Genomic DNA, 21,060 nt, shown 5'->3' on the forward strand with positions numbered 1-21,060 from the left:
TCTTCGCACGGACCAACGGCGCCGCTTTGCGGCTCAGCCCGGGTGCTGAGCCTTCCAGCGCGCGACGCGGTCGACCGCATTGGCGCGGATATTCGCATAGAAGAGCCCAAAGTCGTTTCGGTGATAGCTTCCATAGAGCCAGCTCAGGGAATCCCGGAACGGCGATGTCCATCCGATCTCCACATCGAGCAACATGTCGTCGCATCGCGCGCCCGTCAGCCCCTTTTCAAGCGGCGCCAGCGTCGCGGCCCGCTCGGGATAGGGTGCCTCTGGGAACGGCAGCGCGCCCAGGTTGGCAGCTGCCCCCGCCGAACCCGTCTCGTCCCAGGTCAGCGGATTGACACAGATCGCCGGCGCGGTGCTTTTGACGCGCCTGCCCCGCCACCAGAAATCGACATTCTTCGTCAGCATCGAGGCCGCGTCGCGCCCCTTTTCGCTCGCGTTCCACGAAATCACGCAGCCCGTCTGGCGCGCGCTCGTACAGGTCGGCAGGCCGAGCGATGCGAAACTTGCGGGCGTGTAGGCGCCGATCGTATAGGCCGCGACCAGCCGGTCCTGTAACGGAGTACCGATCACCGCCTCCTGCAACAGGCGAACGGCGTGCCCCGTCCCCTGACTGTGCGAGGCGATGATGAACGGCCGGCCCTTGTTGTGATGCTCGACATAATATCGAAACGCCCGCGCGACGTCGGAATAGGCGAGCGCGACAGCGTCGCCGTCGCTCAGGCCGCGCAGCGACGCCTGCCGGTAATGCGGCGCATATAGTGCGCAGCAGCCATTGAAGGCCGAAAGCTGCGCGAGCAGCACCGGGCCGTTATACGCGCCATCCACGTCGTAAGGCGCGTTCCAGACGTCGTTCTTCAGATACATGGTCGGATGGATGAAAAACACATCGGCGGGCGCCGCAGCCTCGTCGATCGCCTCGAAACCTGGCGGGACCGACCGCTCCGGGCCATTGCGCCCCGGAAAGGCGAACCACGCCGCCTGCCGCAGATAATCCGGCGCGGGCGGCGCCTTTGTCGCTGCGAAGGATTGTTCGGGTTTGCGCCCGCTTTCGATCAGACCCTGAGTCATCGAGCATTGCGACATCAGCGCGAGCAGCACGACGACTGTGACGGCGATCTTCCAGCGCTTGCGAATCCTGCCCTGCTTCCCCCGCAGCCAGCTCGGCGCCATCGGCGCGTTCACTGTCCGGCGCCCCGCGCCGTGCGGCGCGCCTCGCAGGTCGCGATGAAGCCCGCCGCCATGAACCGCGCCATGCGCTCCCTGACCGCGTCGAAATCGTCGGACTGACAGAGCCCGCCGGACAGCTTGTCGATGCGCCCGGTGCGGCCAAGCGTAAGCATCAGGCCGGCCGAGACGAAATGATAGCCCCAGAACAGATCCTCTCGCGGACAGTCGGGCATCGCCTGCTGGAGGATACCGATCAGGCGCAGCACGACCGCATCGAAATGCGTGTCCATCAGTTCGGCGCCCCATTCGGCGGTGTTGCTCATCTGTGCGCCAAGCTGGCCATAATGGCGCCAGCCAATGCCGCCTTCGCCATGCGTTTCAAGATCGGTGTCGAGATAGGCGCGCAGCGCGCCCTCGACCGTCGGCCGCCCTTCGACCGCGCGTTCATAGGCGTCGAGCGCCTTCATCCGGCGCTCGATCGTCACCGGCGCGCGGCGCGCGATGACCGCGTCGAACAGTTCCTTCTTGTCCTTGAAATAATAGTGCAGGAGCGACTGGTGGACGCCGACCTGTGCCGCGACCTCCTTCAGCGTCACGCCATAGAGGCCACGCTGCGAGAATAATTCCTCGGCGGCGTCGTAAATCTGTTCCATCGTTGCCGCGCGCTGGTCGGCCTTGGTCGGCTTCCTGCTACGCTTCACCTGCTTTTCCGGCTTGGTCATTTCATTCCCTTGGTCCCGCGGGACAAGCCCTCTGGAACGTCGCATTGTCAGTGTTTCAGCCATGTTCGGCCCTCAATCGCTTTTTGTCGATTTTTCCGGTCAGCGCCAGCGGCATCGCCGCCAGCCTCACGATCGCATCGGGCAGCCACCAGTTGGCCACGCGGCCGCGCAGCGCACCGAGCAACGCCTCGTCGCTGACCTCCGCCCCGGCGCGCGGCTCGACGATCAGCACCGGCCGCTCGCCCCATTTTTCATGCGCGCGGCCGACGACCGCAGCCAGCGCCACCTCGGGCAATCCGCCGACGATCGCCTCGATTTCGGCGGGGTTGATCCATTCGCCCCCCGACTTGATCAGGTCCTTGGCGCGGCCGGTGATGCTGAGGTTGCCGTCGGCGTCTATCGTCGCAAGATCGCCCGTATCGAACCAGCCGCCAGCGTCGGTTGCCTTCTCTGCCTGACCGAAATAGCGCTCGACAACGCTGCCGCCCTTCACGCGCAAACGCCCCTCGCCACCGCGCTGGTCGGCCAACGCCACACCCTTTTCGTCGGTCAACAACAGGTCGACGCCCATCGGCGGACGCCCCGATTTCGCGGCGACCCGGGCCTTCGCGGTCGCCGGCGTCATCGCGCCCAGTGGCGACAATTCGGTCATCCCCCAGCTCGTCTGAACCGCGACGCCCAGCCGCTGTTCGAGCCGGTCCATCAGCGCCTGCGGCACGGCCGAACCGCCGAGCAAGAGCCGCTTCAGCGACGGCAGCTGGCCGCCCGTCGCGTCAAGATGATCGACCAGCCCCAGCCACACCGTCGCAATGCCCGCTGCGACCGTCACGCCCTCGTCGGCGATCAGGCGCGCAAGGCTCGCACCGTCCTGATCCCGGCCGGGCAACACCGTCTTTGCACCGACCGCCGGCGCAGCGAAGGGAAAGCCCCAGCCATTGGCATGGAACATCGGCACCGCGACGAGCACGACATCCTCGCAGGTCAGCCCCATCACATCGGCCTGCAGCAGGTGCGCGGTATGAAGATAGTTTGAGCGGTGGGTATAGGTGACGCCCTTGGGATCGCCCGTCGTTCCCGATGTGAAGCACAGGCCCGCCGGCATGTTTTCGTCGAACTCGCCCCATTCGGCGGGCGCGCCATGCGCAGCGAGCAGGTCGTCCAGATGCCACAGGCGTGCCGCACGGACATCCGGCACCGCATCGCTCGCAGGACCGTCGTCCATCAGCACGACATGCGCGATCGTCGGGCACTGCGCCACCAGCGCCTCGACCAGCGGGGCAAGCCCGCTGCTCACCGCCAGCACGCGCGCCTCTGCCAGATGCACCATCTTTACAAGATGGTCGGCTGTCAGTCGCGGATTGAGCGTGTGGCACGCAATGCCGACGCCCATCGCCGCGTACCAGCATTCCATATGCGCCTGCGTATTCCATCCCAGCGTCGCCAGATGGTCGCCCGGGTTCAGGCCGAGGGCCAGCAGCGCGCCGGAGAGGCGGTTACTGCGCGCCGCAAGCTGGGCATAGCTGGTGCGCGCAGACGCCGCGCCGGTAACGACCTCGCGCGCCCCGTGCCATTTCGCGGCGTGGGAAAGAAATTTGTCGAGCGTCAGCGCATAGGGTTGCGGATTGCCGGGATTCACGGGGCATTTCATTTCGTGGAGCATGGGGCATCGGGGACTGTGCCGGCGGCGACGCCGATATTCGCCATCCACATCTGGTTGGCGGCGCGGCGGCGGCAGACGACGTCTTCGTGCATTGCATAGCTTCCCGGCAGGACGTCGGTCGCGGCCACCGGCCGACCGCGAAACGCGACATAGGCATGATCCGCGCCATAGGCGGGCCATGTCGCGGCCCCCCTCGCCGACGGCTGACCACTCTTCGCAAAGCTGGTCCAATAGGCGAGCAGAGCGTCGGACAGCGCGGCTTCGGTGCCATTCACCGGCGCGCGCGGCCACGATTTGGGCAGGGCAGCATCGGCGCCGACCTGACCGAAGATATAGGGAATTTCCATCGCGTGAAACGCCGGGATCTTCAGCGCGTCGGCGGCGGGATAACTATGGTCCCAATAGTAGAGGAAGGCGGGCGCGCCAGCCGCAGTCTGCTTCTCGGCCATGCGCTGCGCCGTCCAGCCATAGATGCCGTCGCGTGTCGCGGCGAGAACGCTCTCCTCGACGTCTGTCGATGGATAGAGCTTCAGGAAATTGTCCGCGAGGTCGCCGTAATTGGCGCGGATCGCCTTTTCATAAGTCGCGGCGTCAGCCGGGATCGGCGGTGCCAGCCGGCGAAGCGTGCGGATCTCGCCGGCGTTAAACCCCGCGATCAGCGGCACCCTTGCCTGTTCGCCGGCGTCGAAACTCTCGACGACCTGCTTTTCCAGCACCCATCCGTCGATCACCGGCTGCGGGAAAAAGCCGATTTTCGGGGCCGCAGCGGTCAGCGTCTTCGCATCGATCGCGCGCAGCGCCGCAACGTCGGGCGCTTTCAGCATCGCCGCAGCGATCGTCCCGATCTGCTCACCCGACGGCACGCCATAGCTCGCCGTCTTGAGTTCGGGGTTGGTGACCATATAGGCGCTCTGTGCGATCGCCTTGGCAAACAGGCCGCGTGCCAGTGGGCTCGCCATCAGGTCCATGACGCTGAGGGCCCCGGCGGATTCGCCGAAGATGGTGACATTGCCCGGGTCGCCGCCGAACGCAGCGGCATTTTCCTGCACCCATTTCAACGCCTCGATCTGGTCGAGCAGCCCGTAATTGCCCGACGATCCGTGCGGCGATTCGGCGCTGAGCCCCGGATGGCTGAGGAAACCGAACAGCCCCAGACGATAGTTGATCGAGACGACGACCACCTCGCCCTTCGCGGCGATGTTACGCGCGTCGTAGAAGGCGCTGCTCGCGGCACCACCATAAAGCCCGCCGCCGTGAATCCACACCATCACCGGCGCCTTCTTCGCGCCCTTCGGCGTCCAGACGTTGAGTGACAGGCAATCCTCGCTCATCGCGGGAATCGGCTCGGCATAGACGCTGTCGGTGCCGGGCGCCGCTTCGACCTGCATGCAAGCCGGGCCGAATTTCGTTGCGTCGCGGGTCCCCTTCCATCCGTCGGCGGCTGTCGGCGGTTTCCAGCGTAGCTCACCGATGGGCGCCTCGGCATAGGGGATGCCTCGAAACACCCGCGTTCCGTCGGTCAACGTCTCGCCGGCCAGCTTGCCTTGCGCGACGGTGACGGTCTGCGCCTGCGCGGCGAACGGCAGCCCGGCGGCGGAGAGAGCGAGCGCGAAATAGTTAAACGGCGTCATGGGCTTCCTTTCGGTGGCTCCGCCTCAAAACCCGCGCGAGCGCGAGGTGAAGCGCGATCGCGACGAGATAAAAGGGGACGAGGCTGTAGAAGGCGAGTTGCAGCGAATTGTCCGGATGGGTCGGTTTGAACCAGTCGCTGACCGCGCCGAGCCAGGTCGGCCCGAGTCCCAGCCCGATCAGGTTCATGATCAGCAGCAGCACCGCACCCGCCAGGGTCCGCTGCCGCGCAGCGACGGCATTCTGGACCAGCGTCACCGCAGACGTCAGATAGAAATAGTTGAGAAAGGTCGGCCCAATCAGGAAAAGCATCGCAAGCGGCCAGGCAGGCGCATGGACAAAACCGATGAAAAAGGGAACCGCGAGCAACAGCGAGATCGCAGGGATCAGTCCGTAGGCTTCGGGATGGCGCGCCGCGTAACGGTCGACGAGGCGGCCCGAAAGATAGATGCCCGCGCTGACGCCGACGCCCAGTACCAGCGCATACCAGATCGCGATCTGGTCGAGCGTCATCCCCTTTTCGCGCATCAGGAAAAGCGTCGTAAATCCCAGCGTCGCATAGGTGATGAACTGTGTCGCACCCGCCGCGAGCGAAACGAGCGTCAGGTCGGCGCGCGAGAAGAACATCTTCATCGTCGCGCCAAAAGTTGGTGTTTCGCCGACGGGTTCCGACGACCGCGCCGCATCGGTTGCTCCGCGCCGCGGCTCGCGAACAAATGCCCACACGCCCGCGGCGGCGATCAGTCCAAGGGCGCCGAGCAGCAGGAAAGCGAGGCGCCAATCATAGGCGGCCGCAATCCTGGCGCCGAACGCGACCCCCAGCGCCTGTCCGAGCGGCGGACCGAGGTTGAACAGACCAAGCGCCAGCCCGCGCCGCTCGGCGGGGAAATAGTCGGAGATGACCGAATAGGATGGCGGCACTCCGCCCGCTTCGCCGATCCCGACGCCCATCCGCGCCGCAGCGAGCTGGACATAGGTGGTCGACATGCCGCAGGCGATCGTCGCGGCGCTCCACAGCGCGCAGGCGACCGACAGCACGCGCACGCGGTTGGTCCGGTCGGCAAGCCAGGCGACGGGCACGCCGAGGACGCAATAGAACATCGCGAAATACAGCCCGCCGAGCAATCCGAGTTGGCCGTCGGTGATCCCCAGATCATCCTGAATCGGCTTGGCGAGGATCGACAGCAACTGCCGGTCGAGAAAGTTGAGAATATAGACGAAGCAGAGCGCAGCGAGGACGAACCAGGCGTAGCGATCTCCCTGCTGTCCCGGAGAAGATGGGGGCGGGGACGATGCAGATCGGGACGGAGCTGTCGGCATCACGCGCTTTCGCAAAAAGGTGCGGGCATGGAGGGACTGACCATGCCCGCAAGGGAGGATCAGAAAGTCCGGCCGACGCGCAGACCATATTGGCGCGGAGCCCCCGCCAGACGGCGCGTGCCGTTGATAGCCGCGACATAATGCTGGTCGGTGAGGTTGGTGCCATAGGCCGCGATGGTCCAGTCGCCGGTCGCCAGCGTCAGCTGCGCGTTCAGAATATTGCGCGCCTCCAGCCGGTCGCCGAACAGCCGGTTCTGGAACAGACCGCCCCAGTTCGCCGCGATATGCGCGAAGTCGACGCGCGGGGTCAGCGTGGCCTCGCCGCCCAGCGGGATGGCATATTGCGCCCCGGCGCTCAGCGTGAGCTTGGGCGCATAGGCCTGCTCATTGCCCGTCAGATCGAGGCATCGCGCCGTCACCGGGCCATTTTCGGGATTGCACACCACGGCGACGCCGCCGAGCCGCGGGTCGGCGGCGAAAAAGCGACCGAGCTTCGAATTGGAGACCGACCCCGCCAGATCGAAGGACAGCCGGTCGAAGCTGCCCTGTGCCGATAGTTCAACGCCATAAAGCTTGGTCTTGCCGGGAACATTGAAGATCGACGAGATGCTGGGCGAGACCGGATCGACGATGCTGATCTGGAAATTCTTGTAGATATTATAATAGCCGCCGAGCTGGGTGCGCAGATGGCCGTCGAAGAAGGTCCCCTTCCACCCCAGTTCGAAATCGGTGACATCTTCCGGATCGAACGCAAGCGGCTGACGCCCCAGCACATTGGGGCCGTTGAGGCCGCCCGCCTTGGTTCCCGTCGCCACGAAGGCATAGAGGAAATGGTTGCGATCGACCGTCCAGTTCAGCGCGATCTTGCCGTTGACCTTCTTGTTGACGGTCCGGTCGACCTGTTCGAGCGTCAGCACCGTGCCGAGCGGCGGGATGACCGCCTTGGCGACCGCATCATTGGCCGACGTCGTGCGCGACCAGCGCGCGCCGGCCGTCACTTGCAGCCCTTCGGCCAACTCGTATCCGACCTGACCGAATGCCGCGAGCGCGGTCTTCGGATTGACGCCCTCCAATATCGTGTCGAACACCAGCGGCGAGAGCGAGTTCGGCGTCTGGTCGACGATATAGCCCCCATTGGCCGGAATCGTGATCTTGTCATGCTGATAATAGCCGCCGAGAACCCATGTGAAGGGGCCCGTGTCGGGCGAGATGATGTTGAATTCCTGGCTCCAGATTTCCTCGCTGATCTTGTCGCGGAACTGGATCGCGGGGGCAGCGACGGTGCCGACCGCCGCAGTGCCGTCGCTGTCATAGTCGATCTGCGTCGTCCCGCGCTGGAACCCGCTGATCGACCGCAGCGTCAGGCCGTTTTCAAATTTATACGCCACGTTGAGCACGACGCGGCCAAATTCGTCGCGGCCGCCAAGGTCGGCATTATTGGCGACCTTCAGCGGATCACCCGTTTCGGTTGCGCGGCTCGCGGGCAGGCCGCCATATTCGATATTGTTGTAATCACCCTTCAGCAGCACGGTGAGTTCGGGCGTCGGCTCCCACGCAATGCTGACACGGCCGCTGTAATCGCGGCGGTCGCCGGGATTGCCCGTCCACGGTCCCGACACGTCGTAAAACGTGTCGCGTCGCTCGATATTGCCGGCAAACCGGATCGCAAGCGTATCGCTGTGGGGAATGTTGAGCGCACCCTGCAGCTTCATATGGTCGTAATTGCCATATTGGGCGAGGAAATAGCCGCCGACGCGATCAAAGGTCGCGTTCTGCTGGGTGATGAACACCGCCCCGCCGGTCGCGTTTCCTCCGGCGAAAGTGCCTTGGGGTCCGCGCAGCACCTCGACGCTCGCAATGTCGTAATAGGGTTCGCTCTGGAAATAGCCGGGCAGCGTCGCGACGCCGTCGCGATATGTGACCACCCCGACCCCGATCGCGCTATTCTGTTCGGTCTTGCCGATGCCCCGAATGTTGAAGGCATTGCCCTGCCCCGTCGTGTTGACCGTCAGCGACGGCGATGCGAACTGCAGCCCTTCGACGCTGTTGACACTTTTGCGGACCAGATCGTCGCCCGTCAGCACGGTCGCAGCGACGCTCGTCCTTTGCAGACTGACGTTGCGGCGTTCGGCGGTGACGACGATGTCGCTGTCGGCGGCGCTCGACGTTTCATCGACCGGCGCGGGCGCGCTTTGCGCAAAGGCGGATGCGGGGCCGAGCAAGGCGGCGGCCGACACGGAAAGCAACAGCTTCCTCATCATATCTTCTCCCAATGACAAACGCTCTACGGCGCTCTCGTCCCGGGATTTGGGCTCAAATTTTTCCGATGTCAACAGTCATTAATACGTGAATGAATAAGTTATTTTCCCACAAAACCTCAGTAAAATAGCCAACGTTTATCCAATATTGTTCGGAAAATCCGACCAAATTTTTAATAATTAATATTACAGTGAACTTTCGGATCGGGCGACAATCCCTGTATCGACTCGCAAGATAGCGAGAGTGACAGCCAGCAAGACCTGAGAGAAATTTGGGCCGGCGCAGTGGCCAAATGGCCTGACTGGACGAGATGCGTGCCAAGATCGGATTTACCAGTTGCGAAAGAACACGCATGTCGGCGAGCCAGCGACGGCGCGCTGCGACGGACATCGTCGCTTTGTCAGTTTTGCCAATTCATCCGCTGGCACTATGGCCATATCCCTCGCCCTCCTTCCGGCCTGGCAGCACCGGCAGGGCAGAATTTTCATGCCGGCGCGCAGAGGGAGATCATCGTGGCCAAATTGTTCGAACCGCTCGCAATCGGCGGATTGTCCCTCGGCAATCGCATCATCATCGCCCCGATGTGCCAATATTCCGCCGAGGCGGGATGCATGACCGACTGGCACATGATGCATCTGGGACAGCTCGCGGTCTCGGGCGCCGCTGTCCTGACGATCGAGGCAACTGCGGTCTCGCCCGAAGGCCGCATCAGCTACGCCGACGTCGGCCTCTACGACGATGCTAGCGAAGCAGCGATGGCGCGCGTCCTGTCGGCAATCCGGCAATGGTCGGATATCAAGGTGGCAATCCAGATCGCGCACGCGGGGCGTAAGGCAAGCACCGCGCGACCGTGGGACGGCGGAGGACAGATTGCGCCCGATGCGCCCGACGGGTGGCAGACCGTTGCACCGTCGGCCCTTCCTTTTCTCGACACGGACAATGCGCCCACCGCCCTCGATTCCGGCGGGCTCGACAAAATCCGCACCGACTTTTCCGATGCCGCCGCCCGCGCCGCGCGGCTGGGAATCGACGCAATCCAGCTGCACGCCGCGCATGGCTATCTGCTGCACCAATTTCTCTCACCGCTGTCGAACCGGCGTCACGACGATTATGGCGGAAGCCTCGAAAACCGGATGCGCCTCCCGCTGGAGATCTTCGATATCGTCCGCGATGCGTTCGGCCGTCAGGGCCCCGTGACGGTGCGCGTATCGGGCACCGACTGGGTCGAGGGCGGCTGGTCGATCGAAGAAACCGTCGTTTTTGCACAGGCGCTCGAAGCGCGCGGGTGCGCCGCGATCAACGTGTCGAGCGGCGGTTTGCACCCCGCGCAACAGATCGCGCTGTCACCGGGATATCAGGTACCGCTGTCGCGCAAGATCAAGGACGCCGTGACCATGCCGGTCATCGCCGTCGGCCTGATTACCGATCCCGCTCAGGCCGAGGCCATCATCGCCCAGGGCGACGCCGATGCGGTCGCGATCGCCCGCGCGGCGCTTTATGACCCGCGCTGGCCGTGGCACGCCGCCGCCGCGCTCGGCGCGACTATCGCCGTCCCCCCGCAATATGAACGCAGCGAGCCGCGCGAGCATCGCGGACTTTACGCTCCGCGATCGGGATGACCGGGATCAGACCCCCATCATCCCGGCGGTGGTCGCGCCGTCGATCACATAATCGCTGCCCGAAATAAACGCCGCTTCGTCCGACGCGAGGAAGGCGACGAGCGCGCCGATTTCATCCAGTTGCGCCATGCGCTTCATCGGCGCCATCCCCTCGAACGCGGCGCGCGCCGCCACCGGGTCGGGGGCGCGGTCGATGACGCCGCGGATCATGTCGGTTTCGACGACCCCCGGCAGGATTGCGTTGACCCGGATCCGATAGCCTTTGCCCGCGCAATGGATCGCTGCCGATTTAACGAGCGCGACAACCGCCGCCTTGGTCACCGAATAGGCGGCATAATTACCCATCGCGCGGTGCGCGTTCATCGACGAATTGACGATAATCGATCCCTTGGCACCATCGGGGTTCGCCGCCATCGCACGGATCGCATGCTGGGTGGTCAGCATCACGCCGGTCTGGTTGACCGCGACGATATGGTTCCAGGCATCGATATCCATATCCTCGACGCTCGCATCGCCCGCCTCGGTCCCGGCATTGGCAAAGGCGATGTCGAGCCGGCCAAAATTCGCAGCGATATCGGCCATCAGCGTAGGCCAGGCGGCGGCGTCCTCGACACGGTGGGCGCGAAACGACGCCCCGGTTTCGGCGGTGATGGCGGCCGCAGCATCGGCGTTCGATCCGGTGAAGACGACGCGGGCGCCCTCCTCGATCAGCCGCCGCACCGCCGCCGTCCCGATTCCGCTCGTCCCGCCGGTCACCAAAGCGACCTTGCCGCCCAGTCGTTGCTGCATCGTGCCTCTCCTCTCGCCCGTCTCTTTATACGCCTCTTTGCCACCTCGCGTCGCTCGATGGACCTATCAATAGAATAAGGTGACGCACGCGCCCGGCCCGCGCATCATGCCCCGGGATCATGGAGAGAGGATTGCAGGACATGAGCGACAGCGAACATCCGCCGCGCATCAATTGCGTGCTGATTTGCGGCGGCGTGTGGCACGACATGGATTTCGCACGGCTGGAACTATTGAAACTTCTGTCCGAAGACCCCGCGATCCGCACACGCGTCTTCGAAAATTACGATAATATCGCCGCCATCGAGGCGGCGGACATATTGATCACCTACACCTGCGACGTCACCCCGTCGCTGCCGGCGCAGGAAGCGCTGCGCGACTGGCTGAAACGTGGCGGCCGCTGGTATGCCCTCCACGGCACCAATTCGATCCTGCGGCTGCTCGAAACCGGCGTATGGGACGCGCCGCGCTGGGCGCCGCTGATGATGGATTTGCTGGGGTCGCAATTCATCAGCCATCCCGCGATCGAACCTTACACAGTGCGCGTCGCCGATCCCGATCACCCGCTGGTCGAAGGGGTCGAACCGTTCGAGACGACCGACGAGCTTTATCATCTCGAAACCCATGGCGACCTGCATGTCCTGCTCGACACCCAGTGCACCGGCCCGGGCACCGGCTTTGTCGAGGCGGATGATGCCCCCGGCACCTATCCGGTCTTCTACATCAAACAGCATGGCGCCGGCGCCGTGCTTTACCTGACGCTCGGCCATTGCCGCGGCCATTATGACCTGCAACCGATGATGGACTGGTGGCCGGCCGTCGATCGCTGCGCGTGGGACCTGCCGGTCTTTTACGACCTGCTGCGCCGCGGGATCGGCTGGCTCAAGGATCGCGAGAAGGCCTGAAATCAAAGCCTGTCATGTTTTTACGCCACCGCGCGCACGTTGCGCCTGCCTTCCCGGATCAGCCCCGCCGCGCGGAGCGCCAGCGCCATCGCGGGGGCGTTGGTGTTCCCCGTCACCGGCGACGGCATCACCGAACAATCGACAACGCGAAGGCCATCGACGCCATTGACGCGTAACCGCGCGTCGGTGACGGCGCGATTGTCGCTGCCCATTCGGCAGGTTCCAACCCCGTGCAGCCCGCAGGTTGCAAGGCGGCGAAAGGCGGACAGGATTTCGGCGTCGCTCTGCACCGCCGCGCCGGGGAGCAGTTCGCGCTCGACCAGATCGGCAAGCGCCGGCTGCGCCATATAGCGGCGCATCGCATGGACGGCGGCGATCGCCGTGCGTTCGTCGTCGCGGGTCGACAGCCAGTTCGGCTTGATATCGGGAGCCGTGTCGCTGCCCGGCCCCGCGATCAAAATGCTTCCCTCGCTCGTCAGGCGGAGAAGCTGGCCATAGATCGTCATCCCCGGCTTGCGGTCGATGCTGCTCAGCGGCACCGGATGCTTGTCGTCCCCCAGCGCGAATGTGTAGCCGCCCAGATAAAGCTGCAGATCGGGCCGGCCGTCGCGGCTCGTCAGGTTCAGGAATGCGCCGACCTCGAACGGCCCCGTCGCCATGATGCCGCCGCGCGTCAGCCAATATTGCGCCATCGCGCGCACCAGACCCACGCCATAAAAGCTGCGATTGCTGCCGACGTCGCGCGACAGGCGGTGCGGCATGCTGAACCCCAGATGCTCGCGCATCCGCCCACCGACATCGGGCGAATCGAAGATTGGTTCGACTCCGGCAGCACGCAATATATCGGCCGGACCAATGCCTGAACGCTGAAGCAGCAACGGGCTTTCGATCGTTCCGCCGCACACGATCACCTCGCCGACGCAATCGAAGCGCTGCGGCTGCCCCGCCACTTTCGCTTCGACGCCGACGACGCGGCCACCTTCGACGACCAGCCGCTCGGCCATCGCATGCGTGACGATATGCAGGTTCGGACGCTTCCTCGCCCGTGCGAGAAAGGTCGTCGCCGCACTCTCGCGCCGTCCGCGCCGGACATTATGCGCATAAAAGCCGACGCGGTCGTGCGTCGCCGCATTGAGGTCATCGACCGGCCGCAGCCCCATTTCGGTGCCCGCCTGCACCATCGTCTCGGCAAGCGGATAGCTGTGTATTTTGGGCGCGACGCCAACTGGTCCCCCGCTGCCGCGCATTTCGCTGGCACCAAGGCCATGATCCTCTAGGCTGCGAAAGGCGTCGGTCATCGCCCCGCCGTTCCAGCCGGTGCAGCCCAGCTTTTCCCATTCATCATAATCTGCTGGCTCGCCGCGGCTCCAGATCATGCCGTTGATCGCCGACGATCCGCCCAGCCCCTTGCCCCGAATCCACACCTCGCCCGGCGCACCGCCATCTCCGCGCGGCTGCGACACGCCATAGGCAAAGATATGGTCGGGATTGGTGACCAGCTTCGCCACCCCCTTCGGGATCGCGACCCAGCGGCTGTCGTTGCGGCCGCCCGCTTCCAGCAGCAGCACGCGGACCTGTGGGTCGGCGCTTAGTTGCTCGGCAAGCACACAGCCCGCCGATCCGGCCCCGACGATGATATAGTCCCAGCTTTCCGCCATGGTGCCTCTCCCTTGGGGACTGGTTTTGGAACCGACCGTAGGTCGCCCGCACCTAGCGCAATAAATAGTCCCATCGCCCCGCACGCAGCCTGATAGTGACGGGTAACAGAGGGAGGATCGAATGGCAGAGGTTCATGGACGGATCGCCGGCAAGACGGCCTTTGTCACCGGCGGCGCGTCGGGACTGGGGCTCGATATCGTCCGCCGTTTTGTCGCCGAGGGCGCCAGCGTCGTGATCGCCGATATCGACATCCCCGCAGGCGAAGCGCTCGCCGCCGAACTTGGTCAGCGCTTCGTCAAACTCGACGTGTCGATAGAGGAAGACTGGCTCGCCGCACTCGGCACGTGCGACCATATCGACATCCTCGTCAACAATGCCGGCATCACCACCCACGGGTCGATCGAGGATCTGACGCTCGAGGCCTTTCGTCACGAATTTTCGGTCGACGTCGACGGCGTCTTCCTCGGCTGTAAGCACATCATTCCCAAGATGAAGGACCATGGCGGATCGGTGATCAACATGTCGTCGATGTGCGGAGTGCGCGCGCATGGCGACCTCGCCGCCTATAACGCCGCGAAGGCCGCGGTGACGCATCTCACCAAATCGGTCGCGCTCCACTATGCAAGCAAGGGGTATGGCATCCGCTGCAATTCGGTGCATCCGGGCGCGATCCACACCCGGATGCTCGAAAAGGTGATGGCGCAGGTCGACGACGGCCAGGCGCTCTATAACAGCTGGGTCGCCACCCACCCTGTCGGCCGCCTCGGCAAGCCCGAGGAAATTTCGGCGATCATCCTCTATCTCGCCTCCGATGAATCGGCCTTTGCCACCGGCGCCGAATTTCGCGTCGACGGCGGAAGTTCACTGTGACGAGGGGCCGCCTCGACGGCCGCGCCGCGCTCGTCACCGGTGCCGGGTCGGGGATCGGCCTCGCGACGGCGCGGCGTTTGGCTGCCGATGGCGCGCGGGTGCTCACGGTCGACCGTGCGGGGGATGTCGACATGATCGCCGACGTCACCGACCCCGGCATCAACGCACATATGGTCGCGGAGGCCGAAGCGCGCCTCGGCGGCCTCGACATCCTCGTCGCCTGCGCCGGGATCACCGGGATGCAGCCGCTCGACGGGCATAGCGACGAATTTTTCGATGCCATGATGGCGGTCAATGTCACCGCGGTCTTCCGCCTGATGCGCGACGCCCTCCCTCTCCTCAAACGCTCGCCGCACGGCCGGATCATCCTGATCGGTTCGGTGATGTCGAGCTTTGGCGAAGCCGGCATGACGGCGTATAGCGCGTCGAAACATGCCGTGCTCGGCATGACCAAATCGGTGGCGGCGGAGGTCGGCGCCTTCGGGATCACCGCGAACTGCATCCAGCCCGGCGCGATCGAGACCCCGATGACCGCTCCCGCCTTCACCGCCATGCCCGAATTCAGGCAGCGCTGGATCGAAAAGGCGGCGCTCGGCCGACTTGGCCAGCCCGAAGACATTGCCGACGTCGCTGCCTTTCTGGCCTCCGACGACGCCCGATTCATGTCGGGCCACGGAATTTTCGTCGATGGCGGAGCGACACAACGCCAGTAGATTCAGGGTGATGCCCGCCGTTACGCCGTGCCTGATATTTTTGATGATTGTTCATTCACGGCATAAAGCGGACCTTCCCCTCTAACGTGACCGGCGAGCCTATGCGCCGGCACGAGAGGGAGGAAATCCGATGTCCACGCATGCCCGAATGCTGCCCGCCGCCTATGCCACAGTCTCGATTGTCGCACTCGCGATCGCCGCCCCGGCGCTGGCGCAGGATGCACCCGCCGAGAGCAATCAGGGTGCAATCCGCGAAATCGTCGTCACGGCCCAAAAGCGGTCGGAGAGCGTCCAGTCGATCCCGATAGCCGTCACCGCGCTCGACCAGACCGCTCTGGAATCGGCGACGATCGACGACATCCGCGATATTGCCGGCCGCGTTCCCAGCCTTGTGGTCGACTCGGTCGGCGCCGGCCCCAGCGCCGCCGCCATCTCGATCCGCGGCATCAGCTTCGAGGATATCGAAAAGAGCTTTGACCCCGCAGTCGGCGTCGTCGTCGACGGCGTGTTCATCGGCACCAACACCGGCCAGCTGCTCGACAGCTTCGACCTCGAACGCCTCGAAGTGCTGCGCGGTCCCCAGGGTACGCTGTTCGGCCGCAACACCATCGGCGGCGTCATCAACGTCACCCGCACCAAACCGACCGAAGATTTCGGGGTGCGCGGCCAGTTCGGATACAGCCGCTTCGACACCAAGCGCGGCCGCCTGGTCGTCAACACCGGCACCCTCGGCGGATTCATCGCATTGAAGGCGTTCGGCTATTACGACAAGACCGACGGCTATTATTACAACGTCACCAAGGACCGCCGCGAGGGCAAATATGAAACGCTGACCGGCGGCGTTACCGCCCTCATCACCCCGACCGACACCATCACCGCGCAGGTCACCTATCAGCACTCGCGCGAACGCGGCGAGACGATTGCCGCGGCGCTGTCCGAAACCAGCCGCGACGTCGTTTGCGCCGCGCCGGGCGCACCGGGCTTTTCGCCGCTGGTCGAGTGCAACCGCTCGGCGCTACCGCACCGCGGCCTGTATACGACGTTCAGCAATATCGACGCGCCGGTCCGCAACGATGTCGACAGCATCACCGGGAATATCGACATCAACCTCAGCGATACGATCACCCTGTCGTCGGTGACCGGCTACATCAAGAACAAGGAGTCGGTGACGCAGGATTTCGACGGGAGCTCGGCGAACTTCTTCGAGACGCGCCGCGAACAGAAATATCATCAGTTCAGCCAGGAGCTGCGCCTGCTGGCCGAATTTGGCGACGCGGTGAACCTGCTCGTCGGCGGCTATTATTTCGACAGCGGCTACACGCTCGATCAGTTCACCAACTTCGGCACTGTGCTGGGCGGCGGATCGACGGCCGTTTTGCGGCAATATGTCGATCATGACGCGACGTCCTACGCGGGCTTTGCCGATGCGCAGATCCGCCTTTCGGAGCAGTTCAAGATTTCGGTCGGCGCCCGCTACACCAAGGACAAGAAGGAAATCTTCAACAATTATGGCCGCATCGGCGCGCTGGTCGGCCTGACCCTGCCGACCTTCGACGGCAAATCCTGCGTCGCGGCAACCGGCACCTTCAGCCCGGCACCCGGCGTCGTGCTGCCGGTCTATACTGCGGCAAACAATTGCACGGGCGAGGACAGCTTCAACAAATTCACCTGGCGCGCCAATGCCGAATATACGTTCGAACCGGGCAAGCTCGCTTATGTGTCTTTCTCGCGCGGTTTCCGTTCGGGCGGCTTCAACGGCCGCGCGGCGTCGCCCACCTCGCTCGGCCCCTATCAGCCCGAAACGGTCGATGCCTATGAAGCGGGCCTGAAGGCCGACTGGCTCGACCGCACGCTGCGCACCAACATCGCCTTTTACTACACCAAATATGACAACAAGCAGGAAGAGGTCGTGCAACCCTCGCCCCCGGGATCGTCGAGCCCGCAGGAAACTGTGGTCCGCAACGCCTCGTCGGCGGACATCAAAGGCTTTGAGGCAGAACTCATCGCCCAGATGTCGCCGGAGTTCAGCCTCAACGCATCGTTCAGCTACACCGACGCAAAGTACAAGAATTTCTTCAACGACGTCGTCGGCCTGACCCCGGGCAGCCCGCAGGATGGCATCGCCGACGATGTGTCGACGCTGACGCTGCGCCGCGCGCCCAAATATGCATGGTCGGCCGGGCTAAACTATAGCAAGGAAACCGGCTCGGGACGTTTCGATGCGTCGACGCTGCTGCGCTATCAAAGCAAATATGTGACCTGCATCGCGCCGAACAAGCCGATCACCCCCGGCGCGGTGACCAACGACAATCGTTGCTTCACCGAGGATCGCGAAAATCTGTCGGCGCAGATCGGCTACACCCACTTCCTGGGCGACGGCCGCGAAGTCAGCCTGTCGCTGTTCGGCCGCAACCTGACCAATCACAAGGGGCTGTCATCGACCCTTCCGGTCGCGGGTCTCTTTACCTTCGGGGCGGCACAGGCTCCGCGCACCTACGGGGTCGAACTCGGCTTCCGTTTCTAACGACCGGACGGCCCCGCAAGTGGCGCGGTGAGATCTTAATGGGGGGAGCAAGGGGCGGCGCAATGCACCGCCCCTTGTTTGATGCACCAGACGATAAAGAGGATCAGAGATGACGCAGGCCTTTTTCGACCATCCCTTCCTGTCGGGCCACCACCAGCCCGTCCGTTTCGAGGCAACCGCACCCGATCTGATCGTCGAGGGCGAAATCCCCGACGATCTGGTCGGGGTCTTCTATCGCAACGGCCCCGAACCGCTCTATCCGACGCGCGAGGGCGACTATCACTGGTTCGACGGCGACGGCATGGTCTATGCTTTTCACATCGCGAATGGCCGGGCGTCGATGCTCAATCGCTGGGTGCGAACCGAAAAGTTCGAGATGGAGAAAGCGGCGGGCCAGCGTCTGTTCGGCATGTTCGGCAATCCGATGACCGCCGACCCGTCGGTGCAGGGAAAACGCTACAACACCGCCAACACCAACATCATCGTTCATGGCGGCAAATTGCTCGCGCTGATGGAGGGCGCGCCTGCGGTCGAACTCGACCCGCACACGCTCGAAACGCTGGGCGAGGAACATTATGGCGGGACGATCACCACGACCTTCTCCGCGCATCCCAAGATCGACCATTATACCGGCGAGCTCGTCAACATCGGCATGGCGATCAACGGCCCGATGGGGGCACCGCAATTGCGGTACGACGTGATCGCCGCCGACGGCAGCGTGCGCAAGGCGGAGGTCATCGATATGCCGCACAACGCCCTGATGCACACTTTCTTCCTGACCGAGAATTGGGTCGTCTTCCCGGTCATTCCGATCGACGCCGATCTCGGCCGGTTCATGAAGGGCGGACCGATGACCGCCTGGGTCAATGGCCGCCCGACCAAATTCGGGGTCATGCCGCGCGAAGGCGGTGCGAGCGACGTTCGCTGGTTCGATTATGAACCGCGCCACATGTTCCACGAACTCAATGTCTGGGAACAGGATGGCAAGATCATCGCCGATGTCGCTGCCGCCAACGGCACCGCGCTGTTTCCCGACGAGACCGGGGTGAAGCAGACGCATGGCGATACGCAGCAGAGCCTCCGCCGCTGGACGATCGACCCCGGCGTGGGCGGCAACGGAACTTGGATCAAGGAAGAAACGCTCAACGACCGCGACATCCAGTTTCCGCGTCCCGACGACCGTTTCATGACGCGCGCGTCGCGCCACAGCTTCGCCAACATCAATCTCAACAGCCGGGACGGCCGCGCCGAGGGGATGGACGGCGCACTACGCTTCGACACCGTCAGCGGCACCGAAGATGTTTATCATTTCGGCAACGGCACGTCGTGCGGCGAACTCATCTTCGCGCCGCGCATCGGCGCCACGGCCGAAGGCGACGGCTATGCGATGGCGATCGTCCACCGTGCCGGCGCAGCGACGAGCGAGCTCGCCATCTTCGCTGCTCTCGATATTGCCGCCGGTCCGGTCGCGACGGTGCATGTGCCGTTTCGCATCCCGTCGGGTTTCCATTGCAATTTCTATGCGGCCGACTCCATGCTCTATCGACAAGCGTTCGGCGAAGCGCGCGCATAAGAAAAGGGAGCGGATCGCAGGTGACGCAAAATATCACAGCATTTAAAAGCGTTGCCGACATCGCGCGGCGAAATGGGCGCGAACGCCCCGACAAGATCCTCTTCCATTTCGAAGGCCGCACGACCAGCTATCGCGACTATGACGCCAATAGCAATCGCGGTGCCAATGCGCTGATCGCGTTCGGGCTGAAACCCGACGACCGCGTCGCCTATCTCGGCAAGAACAGCGACCTTTATTTCGAACTGGTGATGGCGGTCGCCAAGGCCGGCGGCGTGATGACCCCGGTCAACTGGCGCCTCGCGGTGCCCGAAATCGCGTGGATCATCGACAATTGCGGCGCGCGTTTCCTCTGCGTCGGCCCCGAATTCACCGATCTGGTCGCCGCCAACCGGGCCGCTTTTCCCGGCGTGGAACATGTAATCGCGGTGGAGGGCGCCGCAAACGGCTTTCCCGATTATCGCACCTTGCGCGGCGGCTTCCCCGACAGCGACCCCGATGTCGCGCGCGGAGAGAGCGATGCGGTGATCCAGATGTACACATCGGGCACCACCGGCAAGCCCAAGGGCGCGGTGCTGACCAACGGTTCGGTGCTGCGCTCGAAGCTCGACCGCGATCCCGCGCTGCAGGCCGACTGGGAACGCTGGGACGAAGACGACGTCGGGCTCGTTGCGATGCCCTGCTTCCACATCGGCGGCACCGGATATGGCATCACCGTGATGACCAACGGCGCGACGGGCGTGATCACCCGCGAATTCGACCCCGGCGGGGTACTCGACCTGATCGAGGCGCACGGCATATCGAAAATCTTCATGGTCCCCGCCGCGATGCAGATCATCGTCAACCAGCCGCGTGCGCGCGAGGTCGATTTCTCGCGCCTCCGTCACATCGCCTATGGCGCCTCGCCGATCCCGCTCGACCTCTTGCGCCAGTGCATCGACATCTTCCAATGCGGCTTTGTCCAGATGTACGGGATGACCGAAACATCGGGGACGATCGCCGCACTGCCGCCCGAAGATCATGACCCGGCGGGCAATGAACGGATGCGATCGGTCGGCAAACCGCTGCGCGGGGTCGAGATGCGGGTGATCGACGCCGACGGTCATCCCCTGCCCCCGCGCGAAATCGGCGAGATCGCGATCCGAGCGCAGGCCAATATGCGCGAATATTGGGCGCGCCCCGAAGCGACGGCGGAGACGATCGACGCCGACGGCTGGCTGCGCACCGGTGACGCGGGTTACACCGACCAGGCAGGCTATTTCTACCTCCACGACCGGGTGAAGGACATGATCATTTCGGGCGGAGAGAATGTCTATCCGGCCGAGGTCGAGAATGCGATTTACGGCCACCCCGCCGTCGCCGATGTCGCAGTGGTCGGCGTTCCCGACGAAAAATGGGGCGAAGCGGTGAAGGCGTGCGTCGTGCTGCGCGAAGGCGAAAGCGCCGACGCGGACGCGATCATAGGCTGGGCGCGCGAACGCATCGCGGGCTATAAATGCCCCAAGTCGGTGGACTTCATTCCCGCGCTACCGCGCAACCCGTCGGGCAAGATCCTCCGCCGCGAACTGCGCGCGCCCTATTGGGAAGGCCGCGAGCGGCAGATCGGCTAGCATGCCAACCTCTCAGCCGTTTGTGCTGAGCTTGTCGAAGC

The 21,060-nt window shown here is 64.1% G+C and carries 15 protein-coding genes; 7 read left to right on the top strand and 8 right to left on the bottom strand.

Annotation, left to right across the window (positions count from 1 at the left end):
- Positions 1–33: 33 nt before the first annotated feature.
- Genes ACSYDV_RS17305 through ACSYDV_RS17330 form a run of 6 tightly spaced genes read right to left on the bottom strand, consistent with a single transcriptional unit; the run spans position 34 to position 8,765 of the window.
- Positions 34–1,188 (bottom strand): DUF3089 domain-containing protein, encoded by a 1,155-nt coding sequence (locus ACSYDV_RS17305; protein WP_438325068.1) that lies wholly within the window; start codon positions 1,186–1,188, stop codon positions 34–36.
- Positions 1,185–1,895 carry a TetR/AcrR family transcriptional regulator gene (locus ACSYDV_RS17310; protein ID WP_438325069.1) on the bottom strand — a complete coding sequence of 237 codons (711 nt, stop codon included), beginning with the start codon at positions 1,893–1,895 and terminating at the stop codon, positions 1,185–1,187. The genes ACSYDV_RS17305 and ACSYDV_RS17310 overlap by 4 nt, the downstream gene beginning before the upstream one ends.
- 55 nt (positions 1,896–1,950) lie before the next feature.
- Positions 1,951–3,531 (bottom strand): AMP-binding protein, encoded by a 1,581-nt coding sequence (locus ACSYDV_RS17315; RefSeq protein ID WP_438325070.1) that lies wholly within the window; start codon positions 3,529–3,531, stop codon positions 1,951–1,953.
- Positions 3,532–3,539: 8 nt separating this feature from the next.
- A complete protein-coding gene (locus ACSYDV_RS17320; protein ID WP_438325071.1) occupies positions 3,540–5,186 on the bottom strand; it encodes a carboxylesterase/lipase family protein in 1,647 nt (548 codons plus the stop codon).
- Positions 5,173–6,504: a spinster family MFS transporter gene (locus ACSYDV_RS17325; protein WP_438325072.1), complete on the bottom strand. Its 1,332-nt coding sequence runs from the start codon at positions 6,502–6,504 to the stop codon at positions 5,173–5,175. The genes ACSYDV_RS17320 and ACSYDV_RS17325 overlap by 14 nt, the downstream gene beginning before the upstream one ends.
- A 59-nt stretch (positions 6,505–6,563) precedes the next feature.
- Positions 6,564–8,765 carry a TonB-dependent receptor gene (locus tag ACSYDV_RS17330; protein ID WP_438325073.1) on the bottom strand — a complete coding sequence of 734 codons (2,202 nt, stop codon included), beginning with the start codon at positions 8,763–8,765 and terminating at the stop codon, positions 6,564–6,566.
- Positions 8,766–9,275: 510 nt separating this feature from the next.
- Between ACSYDV_RS17330 and ACSYDV_RS17335 the strand changes: the two genes are divergently transcribed.
- Positions 9,276–10,382, top strand: a complete 1,107-nt coding sequence (locus ACSYDV_RS17335; protein ID WP_438325074.1) for an NADH:flavin oxidoreductase/NADH oxidase — start codon at positions 9,276–9,278, stop codon at positions 10,380–10,382.
- A 6-nt stretch (positions 10,383–10,388) separates the two neighbouring features.
- Here the strand turns inward: ACSYDV_RS17335 and ACSYDV_RS17340 are convergent, their stop codons facing one another.
- The gene (locus ACSYDV_RS17340) at positions 10,389–11,171 is read right to left on the bottom strand and encodes an SDR family NAD(P)-dependent oxidoreductase (protein WP_438325075.1); all 783 of its coding nucleotides are present in this window, start codon (positions 11,169–11,171) and stop codon (positions 10,389–10,391) included.
- A 140-nt stretch (positions 11,172–11,311) separates the two neighbouring features.
- On the opposite strand from ACSYDV_RS17340, the gene ACSYDV_RS17345 reads away from it, so the two are divergent.
- Positions 11,312–12,073: a ThuA domain-containing protein gene (locus ACSYDV_RS17345; RefSeq protein WP_438325076.1), complete on the top strand. Its 762-nt coding sequence runs from the start codon at positions 11,312–11,314 to the stop codon at positions 12,071–12,073.
- 20 nt (positions 12,074–12,093) lie between these two features.
- Here ACSYDV_RS17345 and ACSYDV_RS17350 read toward each other — a convergent pair whose 3' ends face one another.
- The gene (locus ACSYDV_RS17350) at positions 12,094–13,731 is read right to left on the bottom strand and encodes a GMC family oxidoreductase (RefSeq protein WP_438325077.1); all 1,638 of its coding nucleotides are present in this window, start codon (positions 13,729–13,731) and stop codon (positions 12,094–12,096) included.
- A 121-nt stretch (positions 13,732–13,852) separates the two neighbouring features.
- Between ACSYDV_RS17350 and ACSYDV_RS17355 the strand changes: the two genes are divergently transcribed.
- From ACSYDV_RS17355 to ACSYDV_RS17375, 5 genes are all read left to right on the top strand, one after another.
- Entirely contained in the window at positions 13,853–14,602 is a 750-nt protein-coding gene (locus ACSYDV_RS17355) for a glucose 1-dehydrogenase (protein ID WP_438325078.1), read from the top strand.
- Positions 14,599–15,315 (top strand): SDR family NAD(P)-dependent oxidoreductase, encoded by a 717-nt coding sequence (locus ACSYDV_RS17360; protein WP_438325079.1) that lies wholly within the window; start codon positions 14,599–14,601, stop codon positions 15,313–15,315. Before ACSYDV_RS17355 ends, ACSYDV_RS17360 begins: the two co-directional genes overlap by 4 nt.
- A 130-nt stretch (positions 15,316–15,445) precedes the next feature.
- A complete protein-coding gene (locus ACSYDV_RS17365; protein ID WP_438325080.1) occupies positions 15,446–17,839 on the top strand; it encodes a TonB-dependent receptor in 2,394 nt (797 codons plus the stop codon).
- A 109-nt stretch (positions 17,840–17,948) separates the two neighbouring features.
- Positions 17,949–19,412 carry a carotenoid oxygenase family protein gene (locus ACSYDV_RS17370; RefSeq protein ID WP_438325081.1) on the top strand — a complete coding sequence of 488 codons (1,464 nt, stop codon included), beginning with the start codon at positions 17,949–17,951 and terminating at the stop codon, positions 19,410–19,412.
- Positions 19,413–19,432: 20 nt separating this feature from the next.
- Positions 19,433–21,019: a fatty acid--CoA ligase gene (locus ACSYDV_RS17375; protein ID WP_438325082.1), complete on the top strand. Its 1,587-nt coding sequence runs from the start codon at positions 19,433–19,435 to the stop codon at positions 21,017–21,019.
- Positions 21,020–21,060 lie beyond the last annotated feature (41 nt).

Source organism: Sphingopyxis selenitireducens, from assembly GCF_051550705.1.
Taxonomy (GTDB): Bacteria; Pseudomonadota; Alphaproteobacteria; order Sphingomonadales; family Sphingomonadaceae; genus Sphingopyxis.